This is a genomic window from Mesorhizobium sp. L48C026A00, assembly GCF_000502375.1.
GTDB classification, from domain to species: domain Bacteria; phylum Pseudomonadota; class Alphaproteobacteria; order Rhizobiales; family Rhizobiaceae; genus Mesorhizobium; species Mesorhizobium muleiense.
Genome location: NZ_AYWU01000018.1, coordinates 15,235 through 37,936, shown reverse-complemented (window position 1 = coordinate 37,936; position 22,702 = coordinate 15,235). Strand labels below are relative to the sequence as shown.

18 protein-coding genes are annotated in these 22,702 nt (G+C 61.9%); 12 read left to right on the top strand and 6 right to left on the bottom strand.

The genetic code is table 11. From position 1 onward, the window contains the following. The first annotated feature begins 6 nt into the window (after nt 1–6). Nucleotides 7–513 carry a DUF1036 domain-containing protein gene (locus tag X738_RS67565; RefSeq protein ID WP_023801286.1) on the top strand — a complete coding sequence of 169 codons (507 nt, stop codon included), beginning with the start codon at nt 7–9 and terminating at the stop codon, nt 511–513. After that, on the top strand, nt 510–2,834 hold the full coding sequence (locus tag X738_RS67560; RefSeq protein ID WP_023801285.1) for a M23 family metallopeptidase: 2,325 nt from the start codon (nt 510–512) through the stop codon (nt 2,832–2,834). Before X738_RS67565 ends, X738_RS67560 begins: the two co-directional genes overlap by 4 nt. A gap of 493 nt (nt 2,835–3,327) precedes the next feature. On the opposite strand, the gene X738_RS67555 is transcribed toward X738_RS67560, so the two are convergent. Further along, nucleotides 3,328–3,858: an OmpA family protein gene (locus X738_RS67555; protein WP_023801284.1), complete on the bottom strand. Its 531-nt coding sequence runs from the start codon at nt 3,856–3,858 to the stop codon at nt 3,328–3,330. A 436-nt stretch (nt 3,859–4,294) separates the two neighbouring features. Between X738_RS67555 and X738_RS67550 the strand changes: the two genes are divergently transcribed. From X738_RS67550 to X738_RS67540, 3 genes are all read left to right on the top strand, one after another. After that, a complete protein-coding gene (locus tag X738_RS67550; protein ID WP_023801283.1) occupies nt 4,295–6,076 on the top strand; it encodes a hypothetical protein in 1,782 nt (593 codons plus the stop codon). 495 nt (nt 6,077–6,571) lie between these two features. Continuing rightward, nucleotides 6,572–7,372 carry an alpha/beta fold hydrolase gene (locus X738_RS67545; RefSeq protein WP_023801282.1) on the top strand — a complete coding sequence of 267 codons (801 nt, stop codon included), beginning with the start codon at nt 6,572–6,574 and terminating at the stop codon, nt 7,370–7,372. Nucleotides 7,373–7,650: 278 nt separating this feature from the next. Further along, nucleotides 7,651–8,217: a DUF6931 family protein gene (locus X738_RS67540; protein ID WP_023801280.1), complete on the top strand. Its 567-nt coding sequence runs from the start codon at nt 7,651–7,653 to the stop codon at nt 8,215–8,217. 490 nt (nt 8,218–8,707) lie between these two features. On the opposite strand, the gene X738_RS67535 is transcribed toward X738_RS67540, so the two are convergent. Then, a complete protein-coding gene (locus X738_RS67535) occupies nt 8,708–11,227 on the bottom strand; it encodes a caspase family protein (RefSeq protein WP_023801278.1) in 2,520 nt (839 codons plus the stop codon). Between the two features lie 1,252 nt (nt 11,228–12,479). Continuing rightward, nucleotides 12,480–12,698, bottom strand: coding sequence for a hypothetical protein (locus tag X738_RS67525; RefSeq protein ID WP_023801274.1), 219 nt, complete (start codon nt 12,696–12,698; stop codon nt 12,480–12,482). A 157-nt stretch (nt 12,699–12,855) separates the two neighbouring features. Between X738_RS67525 and X738_RS67520 the strand changes: the two genes are divergently transcribed. After that, nucleotides 12,856–13,095, top strand: a complete 240-nt coding sequence (locus X738_RS67520) for a hypothetical protein (RefSeq protein WP_023801273.1) — start codon at nt 12,856–12,858, stop codon at nt 13,093–13,095. An 11-nt stretch (nt 13,096–13,106) separates the two neighbouring features. Here X738_RS67520 and X738_RS67515 read toward each other — a convergent pair whose 3' ends face one another. Together X738_RS67515 and X738_RS67510 are read right to left on the bottom strand one after the other, a co-directional pair. Next, a complete protein-coding gene (locus tag X738_RS67515; RefSeq protein WP_023801272.1) occupies nt 13,107–13,466 on the bottom strand; it encodes a response regulator in 360 nt (119 codons plus the stop codon). After that, the gene (locus tag X738_RS67510; protein ID WP_373420441.1) at nt 13,463–16,561 is read right to left on the bottom strand and encodes a CheR family methyltransferase; all 3,099 of its coding nucleotides are present in this window, start codon (nt 16,559–16,561) and stop codon (nt 13,463–13,465) included. The genes X738_RS67515 and X738_RS67510 overlap by 4 nt, the downstream gene beginning before the upstream one ends. Nucleotides 16,562–16,728: 167 nt before the next feature. Here X738_RS67510 and X738_RS86225 point away from each other — a divergent pair, with 167 nt between their 5' ends. Both X738_RS86225 and X738_RS67500 read left to right on the top strand, forming a co-directional pair. Continuing rightward, the gene (locus tag X738_RS86225; protein ID WP_023801270.1) at nt 16,729–16,926 is read left to right on the top strand and encodes a hypothetical protein; all 198 of its coding nucleotides are present in this window, start codon (nt 16,729–16,731) and stop codon (nt 16,924–16,926) included. A 1-nt stretch (nt 16,927) separates the two neighbouring features. Next, nucleotides 16,928–17,521: a response regulator gene (locus tag X738_RS67500; RefSeq protein WP_036270045.1), complete on the top strand. Its 594-nt coding sequence runs from the start codon at nt 16,928–16,930 to the stop codon at nt 17,519–17,521. 115 nt (nt 17,522–17,636) lie between these two features. Here X738_RS67500 and X738_RS67495 read toward each other — a convergent pair whose 3' ends face one another. Next, nucleotides 17,637–17,906 (bottom strand): hypothetical protein, encoded by a 270-nt coding sequence (locus X738_RS67495; RefSeq protein WP_023801268.1) that lies wholly within the window; start codon nt 17,904–17,906, stop codon nt 17,637–17,639. Between the two features lie 249 nt (nt 17,907–18,155). Here X738_RS67495 and X738_RS67490 point away from each other — a divergent pair, with 249 nt between their 5' ends. From X738_RS67490 to X738_RS67475, 4 genes are read left to right on the top strand one after another with little or no spacing between them, the layout of a single operon-like run. Beyond that, nucleotides 18,156–19,262: an NAD-dependent epimerase/dehydratase family protein gene (locus tag X738_RS67490; protein WP_023801267.1), complete on the top strand. Its 1,107-nt coding sequence runs from the start codon at nt 18,156–18,158 to the stop codon at nt 19,260–19,262. Further along, nucleotides 19,259–20,326, top strand: a complete 1,068-nt coding sequence (locus tag X738_RS67485) for an NAD-dependent epimerase/dehydratase family protein (RefSeq protein WP_023801266.1) — start codon at nt 19,259–19,261, stop codon at nt 20,324–20,326. The genes X738_RS67490 and X738_RS67485 overlap by 4 nt, the downstream gene beginning before the upstream one ends. Further along, on the top strand, nt 20,323–21,615 hold the full coding sequence (locus X738_RS67480) for a TIGR04295 family B12-binding domain-containing radical SAM protein (protein WP_023801265.1): 1,293 nt from the start codon (nt 20,323–20,325) through the stop codon (nt 21,613–21,615). The genes X738_RS67485 and X738_RS67480 overlap by 4 nt, the downstream gene beginning before the upstream one ends. Beyond that, nucleotides 21,600–22,700, top strand: a complete 1,101-nt coding sequence (locus tag X738_RS67475; protein ID WP_023801264.1) for a glycosyltransferase family 4 protein — start codon at nt 21,600–21,602, stop codon at nt 22,698–22,700. The genes X738_RS67480 and X738_RS67475 overlap by 16 nt, the downstream gene beginning before the upstream one ends. Nucleotides 22,701–22,702 lie beyond the last annotated feature (2 nt).

The following is a 22,702-nucleotide window of genomic DNA, read 5'->3' as shown; positions in this document are numbered from 1 at the left end:
ACGCCGATGGCCCACCGCCGCTCGCGCTTTTCCTTCCTGCCCGCTGTGCCGCCCAACAATCAGCGTGACCGGCTTCGCGGCCTGCTTGCCCCGAGCGGCCGTATCAGACTTGCGGTCATATTGGGCGCGACATTGCTGGCTCTCCTGTCGCCTCACGAAGCGCGCGCCGAATTCACCGTCTGCAATCAGACGCTCGACGTCGTCAATCTCGCTGTCGGCCAAAAAGTCGACAATGCCGACCAGACCGATGGCTGGTGGACCATCGGCGCAAATCAGTGCGTCAACGTCATCCGCGAGGAACTTTCGAACCGCTACATCTACATCTATGCAACGGACGTCTTTGGCCATGCGACCCTGACCGGGTCGACCGAAATGTGCATCGACCGGCGGCGTTTCTCGATACGCGGCATCGATGAATGCTGGCAGCGCGGCCATATCGCCGCACGATTTCTCGAAGTCGATACGCTTGAACAGGCGCGGTGGACCTTCTTTCTGACCGGAAGCAATCCGTGACGCACAGTATCGACACAAGCTTCAAGTTGAAAAAGCAGGCCCGCGCCGCCCTGCGCAGACGCAGGCTCTGGCGCAGGCTGCTTGCCGGCCTTGCTGTGGTTGCCCTGTTGTCGATCGCTGCCGGCTTCTATCTCACTGCGGATTATTGGTCGTTTGGCGACGAGGATGAGGAGTTGCAGGCCGTCGAGGGAACCGACGATGTGCCGGCCGACGCATCCGTCTATGTGCCTGCCATCATCGATCTCGCAGGCGACCCGATGTGGATCACCCTTGCGCCCGACACCGGCGGCGCGACAAAAAGCCAGGTGATCCCGCGCCCGGCAGAACTCGATCAGGCCGGCGTTTCTCCGCAGATCGAAATCCTGTCCGACGTGATGCTTAGCGCCAGCGAAAAGTTCATGACGACGATACCGTCCACGCAAGAAGATTTCGCATTCTTCCAGGCGCAGCGACAGACCGCGCCGGCGCCATCCGACGATCTGCAAAACGACGTTCAGCCACCGCCCGTTCCAAACGAGGCTCCGGTTGCTTCGGACCCGCAGGGGGATGCCGAAGCAGGTTGGGGCGAAACAATCGATTCAGGTGAGGCAGCCCTTCCCGCGTTCCAGAAAACCCAGATCGAAAACAACACAAGCGTTGCAAATGTCATCAGTGAACATCAACGATACGAGGCTACCGAGGACATTTTCGTAAAGATCCTCAACGACCGCAGCCTGGACAGCGTTGCGCTCGATGCGCATTTCTCCGCCGAGGATGCCAGGCTGGCAGGCGAAGCCCTGAAGGCGCTTTTCAATCGGGAGAGCCTTGAGCCAGGTCATGTCGTCGCCATGCGCGGTTTCAGGCCGACGCGCGATACGACAACCATGTCCCTCATGCAGGTCTCGATCTACGCCAGGAACGTATTTGTCGGTACGCTGACGCGCAATGCCGCCGGTGTGTTTGTGTCTGGTGTCGACCCGTGGGTCCGCGAAGATTTGTTCAACTACTCGGGCGCACAGGCGCAAGGCACGCACAAAAGGCAATACCGGCTGCTCGACGCGATCTACTCGACAGCAGCGCGCAACAAGGTTCCAACCGGCGTGATCGGAGAAGCGATCATGTATCTGTCGCGAGGACAGGATCTGGATGCCTTCGCCAGCGAAGACCAGCGTCTGGTCCTGATCTATTCGCAAAAACCGCGTGGCAAGGAAGAGACGGCCGGACGGGTGCTGTATGTTGGCGTCCAGGGTAGCGAAAAAAGCCTCGACTGTTTCGTGTTCCAGCAGACCGACGGCCAGTTTGCATGCGTCAGCGGCGACGATCAGGTTCGCTCGCTGACAGTGGCCAACGGCATGGTCACCCCGGTCAACGGGGTCATGACCTCGACTTTCGGCCCACGCAAGCACCCAATCCTCGGAACCGTTCGTATCCACAAGGGCGTGGATTGGGCGGCGCCGCTGGGCACGCCGATAGCCGCCGCCTTCGACGGCGAAATCGTCTTTCAGGGCGATGGAAGTGGTTACGGCAACCTGGTGAAGATTTCGCACGGGGACGGCAGCGAGACGCGCTATGCGCATATGCAAAAATTCGCTGATAAGGCCGGTGTCGGCGCGAAGGTGAAGGCAGGCGATATCATTGGCTATATCGGCACCACCGGTCTTTCGACCGGGCCGCACCTGCATTTCGAACTCTATCGCAATGGGCAGGCGATCGATCCGCTGGGCACGGTTACGGCAGTCGCGACGGACGCTTCCGCCGTCGAAACGCTGACCGAGCGTATCGTTCAAGTCGAAAGTGGCGGCAAGGCCCGCGCCAAGAACCCACTTTCTTCGGCGACCGGCGCCGGTCAGTTCATAACCAAGACGTGGATCCGGATGATGAACACCTACCGCCCGGAACTGGCGCGGACACTGTCAACCGCCGACCTGCTCGCTCTGCGTTTTGACGCCACCATCTCGCGCGAGATGGTCAGCAATCTGGCGCGCGAAGGCGAAGCCTATCTTCGGGCACGCGGCCACCAGATCACGGCCGGCCGGCTTTATCTCTGTCATTTCCTGGGGATGGAAGGCGCCCATCAAGTGTTGTCGTCGCCGGGTTCGGCGCAATTGAGCGCCGTGCTCGGATCGGCCGTCATTCAGGCCAACCCGTTTCTCACCGGCAAGTCCGCCAGCTATGTCGTGAGCTGGGCCGAAAGGAAAATGGGGCGGAAGCTGAGCCCGGCGATGGTTGAAGTGAGCCAACAGACAACGACAACAACGGAAGTCCGGCAGACATCGCCCGAGTTCGAAAAATACAAGCAGGCGATCACGGCTATGGTGAGTTCCGTTCAGAATGCGCTGTGAGCCAGCATCCCGCTCTATCTATTTGTTTTAGCCGCATTTCTGCTACGCGTGGCGGTAATAGCGCGCTCTTGCCTTCTCCCCTTGTGGGAGAAGGTGGATTGGCGCGTAGCGCCAAGACGGTTGAGGGGTGTTGGCCGGAGTGCTGTCGGTGCCAAGCTGGAACACCCCTCATCCGGCCGCTTCGCGGCCACCTTCTCCCACAAGGGGAGAAGGGGGAGCCAATCTCGAATGTCGGCGATTTGCGTGACGATGGTNCCCCTCATCCGGCCGCTTCGCGGCCACCTTCTCCCACAAGGGGAGAAGGGGGAGCCAAATCGCTTACGTCGGCGACCGGAGTTTGCAACCGTAGCGGTAATAGCGCGCTCTTGCCTTCTCCCCTTGTGGAAGAAGGTGGATTGGCGCGCAGCGCCAAGACGGTCGAGGGGGTGTTGGCCGGAGTGCTGTCGCAAGTGATTCCATTTGACTGCAAACTAGTCCAGCACACCCGCTCCAGCTACTCGGTCCTTATCCGCATTTCCACCCGGCGGTTTACCGGATCGAATGGATTGGGGTTGCGCGGGCTCGCTTCGCCCAGGCCTGTCGCTTTGATGCGGGCAGGATCGATGCCGTTGGAGGTGAGGAAGGTTGTTACCGATCTGGCCCTGCGTTCCGACAGCCCCTCGTTGTAGCGCTCCGAGCCGGTTGCATCGGTGTGACCCTCGACAACGAAGTTCAGAGTGCTCAGTCGGCTGTCCTTCAGTGCCTTGGCGAACTCGTCCAGTTCAGCACGCGCAGTCGCATCGAGTTCCGCAGAATCAAGGCCGAAATTGATCAGCATGTCGAGGCTGGTTTTTTCGGCAGGCGCTGCCTTGTTCTTGCTGTTGCACTCTTCCTCGGTGCCGACGCAAATTCCACGCGGCGGGCCGAGCTCGCTCGCCGCGTCAAAAAACTTCACGATGTCTTCTGATTTCTGAAGTGGATCAGCAAAAGCGTGGGTCGAATAAAACGCGACCGTAAACACGAAGGCTAAACTGCCCAACCGCATAACGGTTACTCCTGTCTTGAGCATCGATTTCATCGACTGCGGACAATACCAAATTGCGAAGCGGTTGTCTGTCAATAAACGTCGAGCATAGTGGGGGGCAGTTGCATCTTGCTAGTCGTGAAGACATCGCGCGGGCCCTGCCGAATTGGTCGGCGGACGTGCCGGGTGCGGGCAAGGCAGACCTCGACCGAGGCACTTACATGAGAGGTATTGGCCCGGACGTCCATCTCGGAGGCGCCCATGAAAGATAGAGTCTCGCCGACACGACGTCGCACGGTTTCTAACCCAAGGGGGAATGAGCATTGTGATACAATCGAAACATTTCAGCACCGCTCAAGAACAACGACTGAAACATCCGGGGCGTAGATTCCAGGCAAGCGGGAGCGCGCCGCCAGAACGTGACGCCGGCGCGGCCCGCAATCAATGGGAGGCTCACATGAAATTGCGCAAGTTCCTGCCTGGCGCGGGATGGACCACACTCTTAGTCATAGGTTTCGGCGCCGGCGCCATCGCGTATGCGGCCGGCGGCCCGGCCAGAATTCAGCTTGCCGCCGCCACGCGAGTGCCGCTCCCGAAGGACCTGTCCATGGCGCACTGCGTCGCCGCGACGCTACCGCTCGAATCGCCCATCGCCGAGGCGGTCAAGGCCTACGAGGATGCCGAGCCGCCGCTTTGGGACAACCTCGGCACGCTCACCTGGCCGATCAGCACGAAGAACCCAGACGCGCAGAAATTTTTCGACCAGGGCCCGAGGCAGGCCGCCAACTTCAACCACGCCGAGGCGCGTCGCGCCTTCCGCAAGGCGCAGCGTCTCGATCCGGGTTGCGCGATGTGCTTCCTCGGCGAAGCACTTGTACTCGGACCCAACATCAACGTGCCGATGGACCCTGCCGCGAACGCACCGGCCGTCGCCGCGCTGAAAAAAGCACAGTCGCTCGCCTCAGCGGCGACCGACAAGGAGCGCGGCCTCATCGATGCCGTCGCCGCCCGCTACTCGGACGATCCCAACGCGGATCGCAAAGCCCTCGATGCGGCCTTCGCCGATACCATGGCCGCCCTGTCCGACAAATATCCCCACGATCTGGAACTCGCCATGATCGCGGCGGAAGCGGCCATGGACACCCAGCCATGGGACTATTGGCAGCCCGGCGGCAAGGAGCCGAAGGGCCGCACAGCTGACGCTCAGAAGCGGCTGGAAGCCGTGCTGACGAAAAAGCCCGACCATGCCTGGGCGATTCACCTCTACATCCATCTGGTGGAGGCTTCCGACCGCCCGGAGCGGGCCGAGCCCTATGCCGAGCGACTCGCCGCGCTGATGCCGGGTGCCGGGCACATCGTCCACATGCCGAGCCACATCTACCATCGGGTCGGCCGCTACGCCGACTCGCTCGCATCTAACGTCGCCGCCGCAAAGGTCGACGAGACCTACATTGCCGATACCGGTGCGGTCGGTGTCTACCCGATCGGCTATTATTCTCACAATGTCCACTTCGTGATGGTCTCGGCGCAGCTTCTGGGTGACGCGCCGACGGTCTTGGACCAGGCCGAGAAGCTGGACACGCTGCTCACCAACGAGATCGCCGCTGCGATCCCGATCGTGCAGCCGGTCAAGGCGGCGCCTTATTTCGCCTGGGCGCAATACGGCGACCCAGACATGGTCCTGGCCAAGCCGGTGCAGGCGGACGCGCCAGCCTATGTGAAGGCAGTCCAGCATTATATGCGCGGCGCCGCCTTGGCGGCAAAGAAGGATATTGGCGCCGCGCGCGCCGAGGCCGACGCCATTCACCGCATCGCGGCGGAGACCGACTGGTCGACCCATGACGCCTGGGGAATCCCGGCGCTGGCCGTGCTGCAGGTAGCTGAGGCAACGGTGCGGGCACGCGCGGCCGAGGCCGACGGTGACCTGGAGGGCGCCGTGGCGATCTGGAGGAAGGCCGCCGAGGTCGAGGAAACGATCCCCTACATGGAGCCGCCCTACTGGTATTATCCGGTGAGGCAGTCGCTGGGCGCTGCCCTGCTGCGTACCGGCCATCCGGAAGAGGCCGAGAAGGAGTTCCGGGCCGCGCTCGACAAGGCACGCGGCAGCGCCTGGGCGCTGTTCGGCCTCAAGGAAACGGCAAAGGCCAGGCGCGACACCGGCGCCGAGGCCAAGGCCGCCGCTGAGCTCGCCAAAGCCTGGCGTGGCGACCCCGCCACGCTGACGCTGGAGCGGCTGTGACGGGCCTTTCCCGCAGGGGATTTTTCTCCCTCCGGTCGTTGACCGGAGGGGGATTTCACTTCCCGCAGGGCTGCCGGCCAAAAATCCGGTCGAGGCGCACCGCCGTTCATCAAGTCAATACGGTACTCGGCCTCCACGCCAAAGATTGTGAGCGACTGTTAGGCCGAGGGACCACGCGTCCGCTGCGCGATGGTAGCGCGACATGCGAGCTCTGTGTCCTGCTGAAACAAACGAAACACTCTGGCGTCGATCCAGCGAAACTGCCGAAACAAGAACGGATTATGTCAGACGGAACTGCCGACCGCAGCAGCTTCCAACCGTTGGAGTGGTGCGAATGTTGCGAAATGGGAGCAGCACGGTCCAAGGTGTGACACATATTCAAGAAGGCGCAGCCGTTGGTAAGCGGGTTGCGCTCGGCTGAAAGAGCGACATGGCAAACGCCCCGAAGATGTGCGGCCGGCAGGCAATTTCAACTCAGAAAGCGGAGTTTGGTTGATGGGAGACCTGCGATTCGCAACTGTTCGACTGGCGACGGGTCCACAGATTCACTACGCGGAACAGGGCAATGCTGAGGGCGATCCGATCCTCTTTCTGCACGGGTGGCCGGACTCTTGGTTCTCGTTCAGCAGTATTCTGCCGTTGCTGTCGCATCGGGTTCATGCGTTTGTCCTGGATCAGCGAGGTTTCGGTGACTCGGAAGCGCTGGATGCCGGTTACGGGATCGACGAATTCGCCGCTGATGCCGTCGCGTTTCTCGACGCTGTTTCCATCGAGCGCGCCACCATCGTCGGACACTCTTTCGGAAGTTTCGTCGCGCGACACGTCGCGATCACCAATCCCGAACGAGTCGCACGCTTGGTCTTGATCGGCACTGGTGTGTCGGCCGCCACTCCGGTCACGCGGGAGGTTCAAGCCACACTGATGGAGCTACCAGACCCGGTGCCGGTGGAGTTCGCCCGCGATTTTCAGGCGAGCACCGCGCACGTACCCCTCCCCGAATCGTTCTTCGAACGGATCGTTGCCGAAAGCCTGAAGCTGGCGGCTTGGCGTTGGCGCGGCGTGCTCGACGGTTTGCTCGCTTACGATGACACGGATCAACTTTCTCGGATCGTCACCCCGACGCTCCTCATATGGGGCGAACGCGACGTGCTCTTTTCCAGAAACGATCAGGATCGCCTCGTGACCGCGATCCGAGGATCCAAACTGCTCAGCTACCCAGAGACCGGACATTGTCCGAATTGGGAACGGCCCCAACGCGTCGCAGCCGATCTCGAGGCCTTTATAGACCAGAGTTGATAAGCACTTCAGGCACGGGCGCGCCCTATGCATGTTCTCGGTTACCTACGGCCAGTCGGTGAGAGACGTCTCCAGTGCCCAGTGGTTCAGCTGGAATGTCGGCTCCTGGCGCGCAATCCTGTCGTTCAGGTTAAACCTGCTGTGGGGCAACTTTCCACCCATTGCTGCAATTCGATTTGGGTATCAACCGTCAGATTTTCACCACTAGGGACTGGAGACTTGACCCGCCCCGTATCCAGGGCTTCAGTGTCGATTGTTCCCTGGGAGAGCGTGGCGCCATGGCCAATGAGCTTCGATTCAAAACGGCACGGGACCTTTTCATGGCCTGCCCCGCCGTTTCCAGGGACATGGTGGCACTTCCGACCGAACAGCCTTCAATCGAATTTTGCCGCGCCCTGCTGGCCGGGCGGGTGCCAGAGGAGGCGATTACGTTCTGTGCCTATCTGCTTCCCGAGCGGGCTGCGGTGTGGTGGGCCCATGAATGCCTGAGCCACCTCACCGTTCTGCTCGACAGCAGGGATCAGGAATTGCTCGCGGTTGTTCGTGACTGGGTCAGCGAACCGGAGAGCCCTCACCATCGCCCGGACGTGAGCAAGGCTGCGGCAATGCCGCCAACAACGCCGGCCGCCTGGATTGCCCTGGCTGCAGGACGGCATGGCAACGGTTCAGCTGTGGAGGCGGCGCCAGCCTTGCCGCCAGCCGCCCGCGCGGTGAGTGCGGGGGTTCTGGCCGGACTGGCACGTGTTGCGTTGGAGGACCGCTTTTCAGTTCTTTCCGCGTTTGTCGAAATGGGCATCCAGATGGCAGAGATCGAGGCGCTGCGCCAATCAGCGGATGCGAATTAGACCGTAGCCCGGATCCGCGAGCGGCATACGTTCAATTGAACGAGAATCCGGCTCTATCTGTTTGATTTGGCCGCATTCCTGCGACGCCAAGTGAACCCACTTGGCTGCGGAATGCTCTAGTTGTTTGGCTTACTTGCAGCAGCCATTCAACGCTATCCTCCCCAGCCACCTCCTCCTCCTCCTCCGCTGTTCCCGCCACCCCCGCCTCCTCCCGAAGAAGGAATGATTACGGGAGGTGGGGCAGCCGGCTCGTCCGCGACCGGTTTGACCACTTTCCTGGCGGCCACCGGTTTGGGAGCCGGGTTGACGACCTTCCGCGGCGCCGCGGCTCTGCGAACGACCTTCGGCGCCGGCGTGGGTGTCGCCACCAGCGGCGTCGGTTGAAGGGGTGGCCAGGATGTGCAGCCCGTGACCCCCGCCAAGGCTATGGACAGAGTTATCCCGATTGCTGCCTGCTTCAGATTTCTGCCCACCATTGCCTCCTTGTTGATCAGAACAAATCCCGACGCGGATTGGCTTGTTCCCAGACCGCCCTTGCCACTTTGACCAGTTGCTTGTCGACAGAACCGCTCAACGGAATCTTCGACTTGAGTTCCCCACGCAGCTGCTTCAACGCCGCCGCTTTCGGCTTGGCCCCGAATTGCGCCAACGTCGCCCGGGCGTCAGGCAGCTCATTGCGAAGATCGAGCGCAACTGTGAATGCCAGGAAACGCACGGCGACGGCCTGATCGGCCTTGTCGCCCTTTTGCATCTCGAGAGCCGCGCGGTCGTAGGCGCCGGACTGGTCACCGCGCGAGGTTGCCAGTTCAAACAGACGTTGGGCTTCATCAAGGTTCTGCTCGACGCCAACGCCATCACGGTACATGCGCGCAAGACTGGCCGGCGCATAGGGCTGGCCGAGGTCGATGGCCTTCTGAAAAAGCGCCAGCGCAGCCTTCGGATCCTTTTCGACGCCCCTGCCGCTGAGGTAATTGCGACCGAGCAAGTTCATCGAATACATGTCCTGGCGCTGGACGCCGGCCTCCAGGAAGGCAACCGCGCGGGCCTGATCGGCGGGCACGCCGTTGCGGCCTTCGGTGAAGATCGCCGCGAGATCGTTCATGGCATAGGTGTGCCCCATCGATGCCGCCTTGAGCAGCAGGTCCAGCCCCTTGTCGGTGTCGCTCTCGACGCCGTAGCCATGGAACAGGGCACGGCCCCACGACGTCATCCCATAGGGATCGCCCTTGTCGGCCGCAGCGGCGTAGAAGGTGTTGGCCTGCTTGCGGTCGACAGCCTGGCCCGTTCCCGTCGCATGGAGGTAGCCGAGTTCGAACACCGCGCGCACATGCCCCCTGTCGGCGGCCTGCTGTATGGCTTTCCTGGCCTGGTCCACCTTGCCGGCTGCAAGCAGCGCGCGTCCCAGTTCATAACGGAAGCGGGCGACATCGGGATACGCCTTCACCGCAGCCTCGCACAGCTTCACCGCGTCGGCGCCGATTTCATTTGGCAGCAGGCCGGGGACGACGCCTTGAAGGTCGAGAGGTTCGCCGGCAGCCAGGTCGCACGGATCGACGCTCGGCGACAGTTTCATTTTGGCGGGTTTGGCTGCGCCGGTGTCCGCCCGAATTTCGAAGCCGATCTCGACCGGTGCGCTGGCTCCGATCTGGGGTTCATAGCGCAGCCCCTCGACTTCGCCGACCGTCAAGCTCGATTCGGGCGACAGGGTGCGATCGGGCAGGGAGAGCGTCCCCGTTGCCGGATAGTTTGTGACTTTCAGGCTGACCGCCGCATCGTCTGTCGGGACGTCGAGGTTCAGGGCAACGGCGCCGACGCCGACCGGAACGTCGACGTCCCGGTTCTCGATCGCCTCGGCCGCACCGGTGACATGAATGCCGCGCTGCAGCACCTGCTGCTTCTGCTCGGCTTCGAGCGAGGCCATCACCTGTTCGCCCTCGGCTCCTTCGCCGCTCTTGACCCGGAACACCAGCATGCCCTTGGCTTCGCCGCCCCAACTGTCGCGTGCGGCGTAGGCCAGCATATCCATCTCTTCCGGCTCGCCAGTTCCCTTGGGGACATCCAGCTGCAAACGCGGCAAATCCTTGCCCTGGATCAGGTCTCCCGCCTCGATGACCTTGCCGTCCAGCATCAGGCGTCCCAAGGCGGGAGGTCTTTCGATGCTGACGGTTATTGTCCCGCCATCGACCTGGACCGGTTCCGGGAGGTCCAGATCGATGGGGCCTGCCCCGGACAGCACGACTTTCTCCAATACCGGCGGCAGCGATGGGCGGCTGATGCGACGCATCAGAACGACTTCGTCGATCAGCGAAGAGTTCTCCCAGGGAACCTGCAGGCCCTTGGTAGCCTCAACCACATCCCGGCGGACGGCCGACATGACCGTGCGGATCTCCTGGTTCGGGGCGAGCGCGCGACGAGAAAACGCCGATGAGAAAGGACTGAGGTCGCCGGCGCCGTCATAGGCGACCGCGCCGGGTTCGGTGGCGAAAGCAATCAGCGTGTTCAGTGAGCTTCTTACTTGCGCAAGGCCGGTGCCGCTGGCAGTAAGAAGCTGGTCCCTGAGCCAATAGTCCTTGCGAGGGAATGGATTGTTGCGGCAGGCATCGAGGATGATCACCTGGATCTTCGATTTCGAACGCATCTGCTGCAGCACATCGTTCAGCTTGATTGCCTGGACCTCGACGTCCGCCGCATCTTTCAACGAGGCGTCGACTGGGATCAGGAAATTTTCGCCGCCGATCTGAAAGCCGTGGCCGGAATAGTAGACGACAGCGACATCGGCGCCGTCCACGGCGGCAAGATAGTTGCGGAACTGATCTTCAAATTGCAGCTTTGTAAGATTGCTCGCAACGAAAACATCAAAACCAGCCGCTCGAAACGTGTTGGACACGTCCACCACATCTTTGGCCGGGTTCTTGAGGGCCGAGATTTCCTGGTAATCGGAGTTGCCGATTACAAAGGCGACCCTTCGTTCGACTGCAGAAGCGTCGAAAGTCGCGACGCTTGCGAGCATCAAGGCCGCAACGAAACCGCAACGTCGGAGCATGGCAAATCCCTTAACCGTCGTTACCTGGCGACCACAAGAACACAGCTTGCAGTGCCAAGGTCCGTTAGAGAGCATGCTATCTGCCGAGACAGAAAAGAGAGAAAAGCCGTCGCGACAGCGGTATATTCCTCACTTGATCGGTCCCTAAATTACATCAGAGCCCGAGTGTCCGCAATGATCGTCAAAAGGTTTCTCAACTATTTGCCCGTGGTCGATTTGGTCCCCTCGGGCCACGCGCGGCCGGCATACCCTTGGCTTCGCACACGCATCACGCGTCAGGGCGCCTGAGGTTTTCCACTGCTAATGTCGGCCTGCCCCTGATTTTTCCTAGCCACCATTTCCGCGACTCAATTAGCGTCTGCTTATGGAGCATCGGCACGCCATTCGACGGAACAAGGAAGGGCTTTGGGAGGTCTACGACATAGACGACGATAGGGTGGTCTTCGCAGAAGGGGTGGCTCTGACAGATTTGCTGGATGAGGAGGCGCTCGACGCCCTGGAGTTGCTAAAAGGTGGATTCCTGGTCCCGAGCAGCGCTCCAAAGGCCAGTTGACAGTTCCCCAAGGGATACGCCGAGGCGCCGCGAGATGGGGCACTGAAGGCGGACCGCCGACACGCAAAAGCGCCGCCGCATGGCGGACTCCTGGATGCGTTCGCTCGTCGAGATCTATTTTCGGCCACGTCGCAGCCGCGATACAGACGGTGTGGATCAATTTGCGAGGCTCAGCGCGCCGCAGCGTGGCAAAACGAAAAATTCTCCTTCGTTTGGTTGATGCCGGAACAGTGCTTCGTCCGTAAGTTCGTGCTTTATATTAGCAGGAGCTGTTATGAGGTTTTTGCCGGTTCAGGAGCCTACCAACACATGGGCCGTGTTCGACACGACGGTGGATGTGCCGGCGCACTTCGCTGGTATTTGCCTTATCGGCTTGCCGCGGGAGCGGGCAGAGTGGCTCGCAGCAAGGGCCAACCAAGATGCGTTGGCAAGAAGCAGCAGGATCGGCCGGCTCTCGTCTCCGGAGACTGAGCACGCCGTGCTGCCGATACGCAAATGCCAGAAATCGCTTACATCAGCAGGAGGGGTTTCAACGACGGGGGAAGAGGCCGCGGCGTTGGCAGCCGGGTACCAGCAGCCACCGTAAGTCCGATATCACCAGCGATACAGCCATTGGTTCTGGGCAAGACCATCCAGCTTGCCCGGTTCCTGCCGGAAAGATCGCGGTTATTGCTGATCCGGCATCTCGGTATTCTCTTGGGGGTTCTTTTCGATGCCCGCGGCAGGCGAGGTGTCGGCCGGGGCGTTCCCACCCTGGTTTTGCTCCTGGGCTCTTTCGAGTGGCGAGGTGCGCCAGCCCATATCGGCATACAAAAAGCCGATGAGAAAGCCGACGATGATGATCGCTGCTATCACCAGCGAAAGTATGGCGTTACGTCGCTCCATGTCCGGCTCCTTCCTGCGAGCCGAACAGCCAGTATCGAAAATGGTTCCCATCCAGCGGCAGGTCGTGGAACTTCGCACCGTGCCGGCGGTTGACACGCAGGGCTGCGAGCGGTGAACGAAGCCTCCGTTGTTTCCGTCGCAGCAGGAAGGAGACATCATGGCCAACAAGAAAACCACATCGAAACCGGCAATCCGGCAGGCAAATGCCGCTGGCTTGCGACGTCCAAGGCGGGATGCTGACGATACGGATGCCGGAGCCAGGCCACCGACGCCGAAAAGCGCGGGAGCCTCGAAGCCCTCGACCGCTCCGCTGGACAATCCGGTGGCCAACCGCAATGCCGGCCGGCCGCGCCAGCAAGGCGCCACGCCGCGACCGACCGAAAAGCCGCTGGACTGAAGGGCAACGAGCTAGGACGTCGGGACCAATTCCGCCAAGGCTCTGAGAATGGCCGCCTGATCTGCCGGCTTGCGAACAAATCTAGCGTTGGCGAACGCGGATGGAACATCGCGCGGCCCAAAGCCGGTCAGGCACGCGAACGGAATATGGCGGGTTTTTAGTTCTTCTGCGATCGCCAGGCTCGTTTCGCCATGCAGTTGAACATCCAGCAGCGCCACGTCGACAGGATTTTCGCCGATAAGACGAAGGGCTGCCGCCACCGAAGGGGCGGGGCCGATCACCTGATGTCCCGAATCGCGCAGACAAGCAGCGATGTCCTCGGCGATGAGCCATTCATCCTCGACCACCAGAACGCGCAGCGGGTCGGTCACGGCGTCTCCTTGCGCAGCATCGGGAATGTGATCTGGACCTCAAGACCGTCACGGTTGAAGGTGGTCTCGACGTTTCCGCCAAGCCGGTAGCCGATCTCACCCTGCAGCAGGGAAAGTCCGAAGCCGCTGACTTCAGGTTTTCTGACCGGCGGCCCGTGTCGCTCGCACCAGGTGAGCGTGAAAACATCGCCGTCGCCAGACCATTTCAGCACGACCCTGCCCTCGGGCGTCGACAGCGCGCCATATTTGGCGGCGTTGGTCGCCAGTTCATGAATCACCATGCTAAGGGAAAGGCTCTGTTGCGGGCTAAGCTTCACTTCAGCGCCGTCAAGTTCGAACCGGTCAATGCTGAAAGGCTCGAGCTCCTGATGCAGCAGTTCGTTGATCGAAGCTTCTTTCCAGCGTTCCTTCGACAGCAGACCGTAAGCCCGCGACATGGCGTGCAGGCGACCAATCAGCGCTTCGGCGAACTCTTCCTTCGATTCCGAACTTTCACGGGTGCGGTTGGCGATGCTGGCGACCACCGCCAGCATGTTCTTGACGCGGTGGTTCAGCTCCGAAATGAGCACCCGGTTTTGCTCTTCCGTCTCGGCCAAGGTGGTGACATCGACCAGCGTGACCACGACGCCCTGGATCCTGTTGTCCTTGTCGCGATACGGATTGATGCGAACCATGTAAAACCGGCCCCGATTGTCGCGCGCCAGATGATGGTTCAGGGTCTCCCCGGTTTCGAAGACAGCATCGATGTGCTGTTTCAGCTCGGGATAGTCGAGCTGGCTCGAAAGCTCGGTCAGCGGCCGGCCGACGTCGGAGGGACGCAGGCTGAAGAAAGACGAGGCCGCCGGCGTAAAGGTCCGCACCACCAGATTGCGGTCGAGGAAGATGGTTGCGATCTGCGTGCTCTCGAACAGATTGCGCAAATCGCTGTTGGCGCGGTCGAGCTCTTCTATCTTGTTGGTCAGTTCCGAATTTATCGTGTTGAGCTCCTCGTTGAGCGACTGCATCTCCTCCTTCGAGGCCTCAAGCTCCTCATTGGTCGACTGCGCCTCCTCGTTGACGGAGACGAGTTCCTCGTTCGACGATTTCAGCTCTTCCAGCGCCGTTTCGTACTCCTCGATCGTCGACTGCAGTCGCTCCCGGGTTTCGCGCAGCTCCCGCTCGAGATCAGCAGTGCCTTCGCTACTACGGTTTTCGGGCCCAACATCGGACCGCGCCTGCACCGGCCCCGTCGGTTCGAACAGGACGAGATAAAGCCGTTCGCCCTTGCCGCGTTCCGCCAGGGGCTCGACAGTGAGTTTGATCGACTGGGCCTGTTCGTCGTCCTCATCGACGACGACATTTTCGCGCACGACAGTGCGGCGCGTCGTGGCGGCTTCCCGCAACGCTGCGCGCAGGTCGAGCCTTATCCCGGAGCGGGCCAAAGTCAGCACCTGCCGGCTCGGAATGCCTTGCGGCGCTTCGAGATATCGGCCGGTCCGCGCCGAATAGTAGACGACGTCACCGTCGCCATTCACCACGACATGCGGCGGCGCGAAACGCTCCAGCACCTGTGCCTCGACCGCCTGTCGAAGCGGATAGCTGGCGGTTCGCTTGTTCGGCCCCGTTCCTTCAGGCAGGAAGGCGCCTGAACGGCCATCGCCGATCAGCATCGGCAGCCTAATGTGTGGCGAGGCATGTTCCCGCGCCTGAAAAATGCGCTGCTTCTTGTCGACGGTGGCGAAGAGGTTGTCGTGCTGGCCGACGCTTTCGGACGTGCCGAGGAAAAGATAACCGCCCGGCTTCAGCGCGTAGTGGAAGATCGGAATCACCCGGTTCTGGATGTCCGAGCCGAAATAGATCAGCAGGTTGCGGCATGAAACCATGTCCATGCGTGAAAACGGCGGGTCGCGGACGACGCTGTGAGGGGAAAAGACGCACAGCTCCCGGACCTCGTTGGCAAGCACGTTGCTCTCGCCGTCGCTGCTGAAAAAACGCTGCCTGCGCTCGGGCGAGACGCCCTGCAGCAATGCCGCCGGGTAACGCGCCGCGCGCGCCACCGCAAGCGCGGGCTCATCGATGTCGGTCGCAAATATCTGGACGCGCGGCACAACCGAAAGCGTCTCCATGTGTTCGCGCAACAGCATGCCGATCGAGAACACCTCCTCGCCGGTGGCGCAGCCAGGCACCCAGATCCTGACGGCGTCGCTGGCGGTCTTGCCCTCGAACAGCTGCGGTACGACCTTCTCCTCGAGCAGCTTGAACGCGTCGGGATCACGGAAAAAATCGGTGACGTTGATCAAAAGGTCACGAAAAAGGTTCGCCACCTCGCGAGGGTCCTTCTTCAGCCATTCAACATACTCTTCAATGGAATCAAGCTGTCCGATTTGCATGCGCCGCTTGATGCGCCGCAGGAATGTCTTGGTCTTATAGCCTGAGAAATCGTGGCCGGATTGGCCCTGCAGAATGCCGTAGATCTCGTCGCGGAGCCGACCCAGTTCTGCCGTCTCGTGCTCGCCGTCTCCGGCAACGCCGTTCAGCATGTCGAAGCTGCGGGCGAACCCCTCGAGCTTCGCGCCGATCTCCTCCGCCGGCGCCGCAATGTCGATCAGCCCGCTGGAGATCGCACTTTTCGGCATGTCCGGGTTGCGCGGACCGTAGCCGTCGGGAGCCTGGGCGACCGTCAGTCCGCCACGCTCCTTGATCGCCTTGGCGCCAAGCGTGCCATCGGAATCGCCGCCCGACAAAATGACGCCAACCGCATATTCGCCCTGATCCTCCGCCAACGCGCTAAAAAAGATATCGATCGGCTTGCGCTCGCGGCTGAGCACGTTGGATGGCCGCAGGTGCAGCACTCCCCGCTCGATCGTGAGAACGACGTTTTGCGGCATCACATAGACGTGGTCGGACAGGATAGTGGTGCTGTCCTCGACGACGACAACCGGGAGTTGCGTGTAACGTCCGACGACCTCATGAAGCAGGCTTTCGCGCTCGGGGCTGAGATGGGTGACGATGACGAACGCCATGCCGGGCTGGCCGGTGATGCCTTTGAACAGGCCCTCCATTGCAGGAATGCCGCCGGCCGACGCGCCGACGCCCACAATTGGAAATCTCTTCACCTGAGATGTCACCGCAAGCCCTCGGTTGAACAGCCTAGACGACAAGGCCGCCAAATCGACCCAAAGCCCACGACCGGGCTGAACGCAACGCCCAGCATATAACGTGCGCGAGGGCCGGAACAAGTCCGTGCAGACGGCGTTAAAGTCGGGATTATTGTGGAACTCCAATGTCAAAGCGCACACCTGAGCTGAAGCTGACAAGACGAGCGTCGTTGCGCTTCGAGGATCTGCTGAGTTTGCCGGGAAACGAATCCATTCCGCCGCGCATGCTTGTTTTGGCGAAGCGATTGCAGGCAGCCTTGCAGGAACATTCCGAACAGGCCCGTGCGGACACTTGCAAATCCCGCTCGAAGAAAGGGCGATGAGGTGCGCGATCTCCGAGGAGTGCGCATCCTGATTGTCGAAGACGATTGGGTATTGGCCGGCGATCTTGCAAGATATTTCGGCAATATGGGCGCGGTCGTCCTTGGCCCTGCGGCGACGGTCGAACACGCCTCCATGCATACCGAGGTGGCTGAGGCCGCGATCCTCGACGTCAATCTCAACGGCCGGCGGGTGTTTCCGATCGCCGACGAACTGATGCGCCGCGGCGTTCCCTTCGTCTTTTTCAGCGGTGACGAGGACATCGTCATTCCCGAACGTCTCCGCCACGCCAGCAATCTTCGAAAATCGTCGGATAGCTACGCCGTCTTCGACGCCTTGTTCCCTCCGGAAAAATCCGCCCTTGCCGGTCGCCCTGCCGTGAACTTGTCGGACAACGTGTTTTCACTTCTGCCGAAGCTCAGGCTCGCGGCGCGGCTGCTTCTGGGCGACGTCGGTGCTTCCGATCGGCTGGTCGAGCGAACACTGGAGCGCGCCATCGGTGAGATCGACAGGCGGCCCGGTGTATCGACCGAAGACTGGCTGAACGGCATCATGCGAAACATTGCCGGATCGGGCGGAACCAGCCTGCTGCACTGAGATTGGTTTTCTAACAGTCTGAAAAGTAGGCGAAAACAGCCATCTATAGTTAAGTCCTCTATCAGAACGCGAGGCGAGCCTAAGAGCTACCCGACAGCGCTGAGTAGCAGCTTCCTCAGCCGTTCTTGCGGTCGATGAATTTGTTGAACCGGCTGTTTTTTCCGGAGCCGGTTTCGTCCTGGTAAAGGAAAGTCAGATCGTTCTCGTCGAAAATCCGGAAGAACTCATCCCATTGGATGGGTTCGAGCTTCTCCTCGGGCTCGCCAAAATCGATCCGCAAGATGCCGCCCTCGCCCCTGGTTCGTACAACCGCCGGTCGGCCACCACGATCTTCGGCCCATTGGCGGATCTCGTCATGATTGGTGGTTGTCTTCGATTCAGACATTGGAACCTCCTTTGATCCAGACCTTGCAGGCGTGTGGCCTCCTGGCTTGCGCCCACGGGCCGCCCACGGACCGGATGACCGCCCCTAACACCAAAGAAGCTGCAATGTTCCAGCGCATCGCCCAAGGCTCGTTCGCCATGCGTTCACCTCAGGTTGCAGCCTCGCCAAAACCATCTTTGTTGAAGCAGAGGGAACAAACCTTTTGCCAAACAGTTCGGGGCGCCAAGGCCAACTGCGTAAGGAGTTGTCGTGAAACGCATACTGGTTACAGGAGGGTGCGGTTTCATCGGCCGCCACGTCGTCCAGGAACTCGTTGAACATGGTTATGCCGTCTGCATTCTCGATGCGCTGCTGGAACAGGTGCACGGCAGCGAGGCGATCAGCCTGCCGGCAGGAGCCGAACTGATCAAAGACGACGTTCGCGATCGCGCCGCCGTCGCCGAGGCGCTGCAGGGCGTCGACGCCACCGTTCATCTCGCCGCCGAGGTCGGCGTCGGCCAGTCCATGTACGAGATCGCCCGCTATGTCGGCGCCAACGACCTCGGCACCGCCACCCTGCTCGAGGCACTGATCAAGCATCCGGTCGAGAGGATCGTCGTCGCCTCCTCGATGAGCGTCTACGGCGAGGGTCTCTATGCCACGCCAGGCGGTCGGCGCGTCGACAATGCACGGCGGCAGGCCAGCGACGTCAAGAGCGGCCAATGGAATCCACTCTCGGCGGCGGATGAAAGCCTGTCGCCGCTGCCGACAGACGAGGAAAAGCCGGTCGACCTCGCCTCGATCTATGCGCTGACGAAATATGCCCAGGAGCGCGCCGTGCTGATCTTCGGCGATGCCTATGGCGTCGATGCGGTGGCGCTGCGCCTGTTCAACGTGTTCGGCGCCGGACAGGCGCTGTCAAATCCTTACACCGGCGTTCTGGCGAATTTCGCTTCACGCCTCGCTAACGGCCAGCGGCCGATGATTTTCGAAGATGGCGAGCAGAAACGCGATTTCGTGCATGTGCGCGACGTCGCCCGCGCGTTCCGCCTGGCGCTGGAACAACGCCAGGCGCGCGGCCACGTCATCAACATCGGCAGCGGACGGGCCTATGCGATCAGCGAGGTCGCCCGGCTGCTCGCCGACGCTATGGGTGTGCCGGACCATCGGCCTGAAATTCTCGGCAAGGCGCGCGCCGGCGATATCCGCAATTGCTTCGCCGATATCTCGAAGGCGCGCGAACTGCTCGGTTTCGAGCCGCAGCACCGGCTGGAGGATTCACTCGACGAGTTCGTCGCATGGGTGCGCAACACGGTCGCCATCGACCGCGGCGCCGACATGAAACGGGAACTCGAAGAGCGAGGACTGGTGTCATGAGGCCGGACGGTTTTCGTGAAGCGCCGGTGGCTATCGTCGGCGGCAGCGGCTTCATCGGCTCGAACCTCGCCGACAGCCTGTTGTCGGATGGGGTGCCGGTGCTGGTCATCGACAATCTCAGCCGCCCGGGCGTCGATCAGAACCTGGCGTGGCTGGCGCAGAAGCACGGCAATCAACTTGCCGTGGAAACCGCCGATGTCCGGGACGAAGACGTGCTGGCGCCGCTTTTGGTGCATGCCAGGGCGATATTTCATCTCGCCGCGCAGACCGCCGTCACCACGAGCCTCGTCCAGCCAAGCGAAGATTTCGACATCAATCTGCGCGGGACCTTCAACGTTTTGGAAGCGGCTCGCCGCAGCGGCAGACGCATTCCCGTGATCTTCGCCAGCACCAACAAGGTCTATGGCGGCCTGCCCGACGTCACAGTGCGCGAAGAGGACGATCGGTGCGTGCCCTGCGATGCCGGCATCCGCGCCAACGGCATAGACGAGGCCTGCGGCCTGGATTTCTGCACCCCCTATGGCTGCTCCAAAGGCGCGGCCGACCAATATGTGCTCGATTATGCCAAGTCGTACAATCTGCCGACCGCGGTCCTGCGCATGAGCTGCATCTACGGGCCGCGCCAGTTCGGCACGGAGGACCAGGGCTGGGTCGCCCATTTTCTGCTCAGCGCGCTTTCCGGCCGGCCGATCACGATCTACGGCAACGGCAAGCAGGTGCGCGATATCCTTCATGTCAGCGACGCCGTTGCGGCCTATCGCGGGGTACTTGCCCGGATCGACGACATCAAGGGCCAGGCATTCAATCTCGGTGGCGGACCGGGCAACGCCGTCAGCCTGCGCATGCTGATCGAGGAGATCGGCGAGTTGACCGGGCGGAACCTCGCGATCCGCTACGACCGGGAACGCACCGGCGACCAACCTTTCTTTGTCGCCGATACCCGCAAGTTAGAAGCGACGCTCGACTGGAAAGCGCATGTCTCCTGGCGCGACGGCGTCCGCGATCTCGCCGACTGGCTCCGGCGTCATCGCCTCGAGCCTGAACCAGCGAGGTACGTGGCATGAAAGTCGCCCTGGTCAATCCGTTCTGGACCTACGAGGACAGCATCTATTTCGGCTGCCGCCAGCCACATCTGCCGCTGGAATTGGGCTACTCGAAAGCCTCGCTGGAGGCCGACGGCCATCAGGTGCTGATGCTGGACGGGCAAATCCAGAAGCTCGACAACGCGGCACTTGCCGATCGCGTCGCCGCTTTCGCACCGGCCATGACCGTCGTCAGCACGGCGCCGACCTATTTGTTTTGGCGCTGCGCGCCGCCCGAGCTGCGTGTACCCGCCGACTTCCTCAACCGCCTCGCCGGGCACGGCGGCCGCACAGTGGCTGTCGGGCCGCACGGCTCGGCAACGCCGGCGCCGACGCTGCGCAAGCTGGGCGTCGATGTCGTCGTGCGCGGCGAATGCGAAGAGGTCGTCGCAGAACTCGCCCGCGGTGACGATTGGAGCGCCGTGCCCCACACCGCCTACCTCGACGAGGGAAAACTTGTCGGCAATGGCGGCGTCCACACCAGTTCGTTTGTCGATCATCCGCCGCTCAGCTGGCCGTCCGATTGGATAGCCGCGCATTCGCACCATCACCACCGATTCGATGATAATCAGCTGGGTTTCGGCGCGGAGGTCGAGGCATCTCGCGGCTGCCCCTACAATTGCAGCTTCTGCGCCAAGATGGATTTCCGCGACGCCTACCGCCGCAGGAGCCACGATGCGATCATCGCTGAAATCGATCGGCTGATCTGGCAAGGCGTCGGCTACATCTATTTTATCGACGAGATATTCCTGCCGCAGAAGGCGCTGCTGGAGGCACTGGTCGATCGCGACGTCAAGTTCGGCGTGCAGACCCGCATCGATCTTTGGAAGCCGGAGCTCCTGGAATTGCTTGGTGCGGCCGGCTGCGTTTCGATCGAAGCCGGCCTTGAAAGCCTGACGGTGGAAGGCCGGGCCATGCTGGCAAAGCGTTGCCGGCTGGACACCAAGGAACTGGCCGCTTTGCTGGTCGATGCACGACGTCACGTTCCGTTCGTCCAAGCCAATCTGATCGGCGTCGTCGAGGACGATCCGGCTCTGGTCGACCACTGGCGCAAGCACCTCATTGACCGCGGCGTGTGGGCCAACGAGCCGGTGCCGCTCTATCCCTATCCCAGTTCGCCCAGCTATCGCGAGCTTTGGGGCGAGCCCGACGATCTCGCCTGGGAGCGCGCCCACGAGCATTACCTGGCCTCGTTCCGGACGTTCAGCGATATCCAGGAGAAGCGCCCCCGCGCGCTGGCCGAGTTGGAGGCGACATGTTGCAGTCACTGATCCGCCGCCCGCGGCGAATCCTGATGACCGTCGATGCCGTCGGCGGCGTCTGGCGCTACGCGCTTGATCTGGCGCGGGAGTTGGCTCATGGCGGCGACAGCATCGTGCTCGCCGGGCTGGGCCCGGAACCGTCGGAGGAGCAGGCGAAGGAGGCACAGGCTTTCGCCGGCCTGGCGTGGCTCAAGACACCGCCGGACTGGATGACCCGCAATGAGGACGATCTGGAAATGTTGCCGCAGGAACTGCGCGCGCTCGTCGGCGATTACGCGATCGACCTCGTCCATCTCAACGCGCCGACGCAGGCCGTGGGACTTGATCTGCCCTGCCCGGTCGTGGCGGTCTCGCACTCATGCGTCGTGACCTGGCTCCACGCCGTCAGGGGGCGGGCTGCGGACGGCGAATGGGCCTGGCAGAAGGACCGCAACAGACGCGGCTTCGATTGGGCCAATGCGGTAGTCGCACCCAGCCGCAGCCATGCCGACATGCTCGAGGCCTGCTACGGGCCGATCGCCCGCCTGAGCGTTGTCAGCAACGGCACACGGCCGGCTCCAGAGGCAGAGCGACGCGAACCGGTGGTTCTCGCCGCCGCGCGCTGGTGGGACGAAGGAAAGAACGCAGCTACGCTGGACCAGGCAGCAGCGCTGACGAAATGGCCAGTCTTCGCTGCCGGGCCGATCGAGGGCGGCGATGGCCAACGCGTCAATTTCAGCAATGTCGTTGCTCTGGGCTCGGTCTGCCACGACGAGGTGCGTCGCTTGATGGCGCGGGCCGGCATCTTCGTATCGCCCTCCATTTATGAACCATTTGGCCTTGCCGCACTGGAGGCAGCGACGTCGGCGACACCTTTGGTGCTTGCCGACATCCCGAACTATCGCGAATTGTGGAATGGCGCGGCTTTGTTCTACGACGTCCACGATCCAGGCGATCTCGCCAGGTGCGTCGATTGTCTCTCTGACGATGCCCAACACAGGCGCCGGCTCGGCGAAGCCGCCGCACGGCGAGCGCGCAAGTTTTCACCAGCAAGGCAGGCGGCGGCCATGCACGACATCTACGATCGGGCCGCCCTGGCCGTTGCGGAACGCTGACA

Excerpts from the sequence above, each read along its gene's own strand:
- X738_RS67565 (WP_023801286.1), top strand. The coding sequence starts at position 7 with ATGGCCCACCGCCGCTCGCGCTTTTCCTTCCTGCCCGCTGTGCCGCCC.
- X738_RS67555 (WP_023801284.1), bottom strand. The coding sequence starts at position 3,858 with ATGCGGTTGGGCAGTTTAGCCTTCGTGTTTACGGTCGCGTTTTATTCG.
- X738_RS67550 (WP_023801283.1), top strand. The coding sequence starts at position 4,295 with ATGAAATTGCGCAAGTTCCTGCCTGGCGCGGGATGGACCACACTCTTA.
- X738_RS67545 (WP_023801282.1), top strand. The coding sequence starts at position 6,572 with ATGGGAGACCTGCGATTCGCAACTGTTCGACTGGCGACGGGTCCACAG.
- X738_RS67540 (WP_023801280.1), top strand. The coding sequence starts at position 7,651 with ATGGCCAATGAGCTTCGATTCAAAACGGCACGGGACCTTTTCATGGCC.
- X738_RS67535 (WP_023801278.1), bottom strand. The coding sequence starts at position 11,227 with ATGCTCGCAAGCGTCGCGACTTTCGACGCTTCTGCAGTCGAACGAAGG.
- X738_RS67525 (WP_023801274.1), bottom strand. The coding sequence starts at position 12,698 with ATGGAGCGACGTAACGCCATACTTTCGCTGGTGATAGCAGCGATCATC.
- X738_RS67520 (WP_023801273.1), top strand. The coding sequence starts at position 12,856 with ATGGCCAACAAGAAAACCACATCGAAACCGGCAATCCGGCAGGCAAAT.
- X738_RS86225 (WP_023801270.1), top strand. The coding sequence starts at position 16,729 with ATGTCAAAGCGCACACCTGAGCTGAAGCTGACAAGACGAGCGTCGTTG.
- X738_RS67495 (WP_023801268.1), bottom strand. The coding sequence starts at position 17,906 with ATGTCTGAATCGAAGACAACCACCAATCATGACGAGATCCGCCAATGG.
- X738_RS67485 (WP_023801266.1), top strand. The coding sequence starts at position 19,259 with ATGAGGCCGGACGGTTTTCGTGAAGCGCCGGTGGCTATCGTCGGCGGC.
- X738_RS67480 (WP_023801265.1), top strand. The coding sequence starts at position 20,323 with ATGAAAGTCGCCCTGGTCAATCCGTTCTGGACCTACGAGGACAGCATC.
- X738_RS67475 (WP_023801264.1), top strand. The coding sequence starts at position 21,600 with ATGTTGCAGTCACTGATCCGCCGCCCGCGGCGAATCCTGATGACCGTC.